This window comes from Kocuria sp. ZOR0020 (assembly GCF_000800955.1).
Classification (GTDB): domain Bacteria; phylum Actinomycetota; class Actinomycetes; order Actinomycetales; family Micrococcaceae; genus Kocuria; species Kocuria subflava.
On sequence record NZ_JROX01000180.1, the window covers coordinates 1 to 2,324 of the forward strand.

A 2,324-nucleotide genomic window follows, 5' to 3' on the forward strand; every position below is an offset into this window, starting at 1 on the left:
ATTATTGCTACTCACACCGATAAGCCACACCTCCATAATGTGCGCCAAGATAGTGTAAAGGGCCATGCTAAAATGTAGGAAACGGGCCATTGAAAATGTAGGTTAACTTTAAAATTGTGATAGGCTTTTCCTTATGAGAAAAGACATCCTAGAAAGTATAACCGAACATCTTATGACTGGAATTAAACCTAATTTCGCTGATATTGCCAGACGCTATAATTGTGACTATCGGACGGTCAAACGTTATTATGACCTCGGAAAAGAAAAGACCCTTGAAGAAGCTTCAAAACGAAGGGTCCCACCGTCACTTATTGAGAACTATAAATCAATCATTGAAGATAAACTCAAGCTTGGCTGCTCTGTGCGCTCAATTTACTACTTCATCCAACTAAAAGGCTATCAAGGCTCATATACGACCGTCAAACGCTATGCCAGATTGATTCGAGAATCCTGCAAACATAAAGCAACGATTCGAATTGAAACAACGCCTGGACTTTCTGCTCAAGTCGACTGGAAAGAAAATTTAAAACTGATCTCACGCAATGGTGAAGTGTTTACGATTAATATCTTTCTGTATATTCTTGGCTACTCTCGGATGAAGTATCTTCAATTGACCGTCGACCGTCTCCAACCCACACTCTTTGAGTGTCTCAATCACGCTTTTGAGAAATTCGGAGGTGTCCCTGAAGAAATTTGGTTTGACAATATGAAAACAGTGGTGGACCATTCTAAAAGTCAATTCTCAAATGTTGTTTTCAATGAACGATTCAGGCAGTATGCAAAAGATGCTGGATTTAAACCCATTGCTTGTCGGCCATTCAGACCTCAAACCAAAGGTAAAGTAGAAGCGCTTGCGAGAACTGTTGACCGCCTGCTTGTCTTTAACAATGAGTTTGAAGACCTTGAAGAATTACAAGCACTGGTCCAACAATTGATGGAAGATTTGAATCATAAAGAAATCTCTCAAGCGATTGGAACCTCACCTTCTGAACGTCTTGACCAAGAGGCGTTGAATCTCAAGGCTTTTGATTTAGAGCTTCTCAAAGTTTATAGTCAATTGAGTGTTCCTTTGACTCGAAAAGTCTCTAAAGAGGCACTTGTGATCTTTGAAGGGCGTAAATATTCAGTGCCGGTTAAATATATTGGACAGACCGTAACCTGTGAAAAAGAACAAGAGGACCTTAAAGTCTATTGTGACCAACGCTTGATTGCTCGTCATCCTTTAAGCGACCGTCCCTTTAATTATCGCCGTGAAGATTACGTTGAAATTCTTAAATCAGATGTCTTCAAACATCTTGAAGAAGACGAACTAGAGGCTTATGTGGATGAGAATCTTCAAGCCTACGATTTATTGTGAAGGGAGCGCTTATGACAACTTATCATCAATTACTCAACCAATTGGACCATTTAAAACTCGATCGTGTGCGTCAGCTCTTACCAGAGTTCTTAGATGAGCATGCGGATATTTCCTTAGTAGAGGGCCTTCATGAACTCTTGAGTGAAGAACTTCGTGAACGAGAAGCGCTCCTTCAGGAAAGACGATTAAAAAAAGCCCATCTGCCTTATGAAAAGCGTGTGATGGACTTTGATTTTCAGTTTCAACCGAAAATTAATAAAGCAGAGATTTTAGATTTACATACCTTACGTTTTTTAGATAAGCATGAGAATCTTCTCTTCATTGGCAATAGTGGCGTAGGTAAGACACATTTAGCTATTTCTATCACTTTAGAAGCCCTAGAGAAAGGTTATAGCTCTTACTTTTGTATGAGTACTGAATTAGTGGACCGTTTATTAAGAGCCAATCAAAAAGGAACTTTAGAGCGAGTATTAAAACAGTATGCCAATTATGATGTACTTGTTATTGATGAAGTGGGTTATCTGCCCTTTTCAAGAGATGGAGCGAGTCTTCTCTTTCAACTGATTAATATGAGATATGAAAAGAAATCCACGTTGATTACTACGAATATCCCACTTTCTCAATGGTCTGAGTTTCTTCAAGATAAGAAATTAACGAATGCTTTATTGGACCGCTTGGTTCATCATTCTAAAGTCATTTCTATTACTGGAAAATCTTATAGAATGAAAGACTATAGTGAGAAGAAAACCAAAACCCCAAAAAGTAAATAAAGTGATGGGCCCAAAACCAACAATTTGGGTGGCCCATTTCCTACATTTTCAATGACCCAAAACCAACATTTTTAGATGGCCCTTGACACAGATAGGGTGTTAAGTCAAGTAGTTTAAGGTACTACTCTGTAAGATAACACAGAAAACAGCCAACCTAACCGAAAAGCGAAAGCTGATACGGGAACAGAGCACGGTTG

General features: G+C 39.0%; 2 protein-coding genes. Both read left to right on the forward strand.

Translation table 11 applies throughout. From position 1 onward, the window contains the following. The first annotated feature begins 133 nt into the window (after positions 1-133). Entirely contained in the window at positions 134-1,357 is a 1,224-nt protein-coding gene (istA, locus tag L979_RS15130; protein ID WP_003331415.1) for an IS21-like element IS712 family transposase, read from the forward strand. A gap of 11 nt (positions 1,358-1,368) precedes the next feature. Beyond that, positions 1,369-2,127, forward strand: coding sequence for an IS21-like element IS712 family helper ATPase IstB (gene istB / locus L979_RS15135; protein ID WP_003331414.1), 759 nt, complete (start codon positions 1,369-1,371; stop codon positions 2,125-2,127). The last annotated feature ends 197 nt before the right edge of the window (positions 2,128-2,324 follow it).

Bases quoted from the DNA above. Each gene is read 5' to 3' on its own strand.
- istA (WP_003331415.1), top strand. From the start codon at position 134: ATGAGAAAAGACATCCTAGAAAGTATAACCGAACATCTTATGACTGGA.
- istB (WP_003331414.1), top strand. From the start codon at position 1,369: ATGACAACTTATCATCAATTACTCAACCAATTGGACCATTTAAAACTC.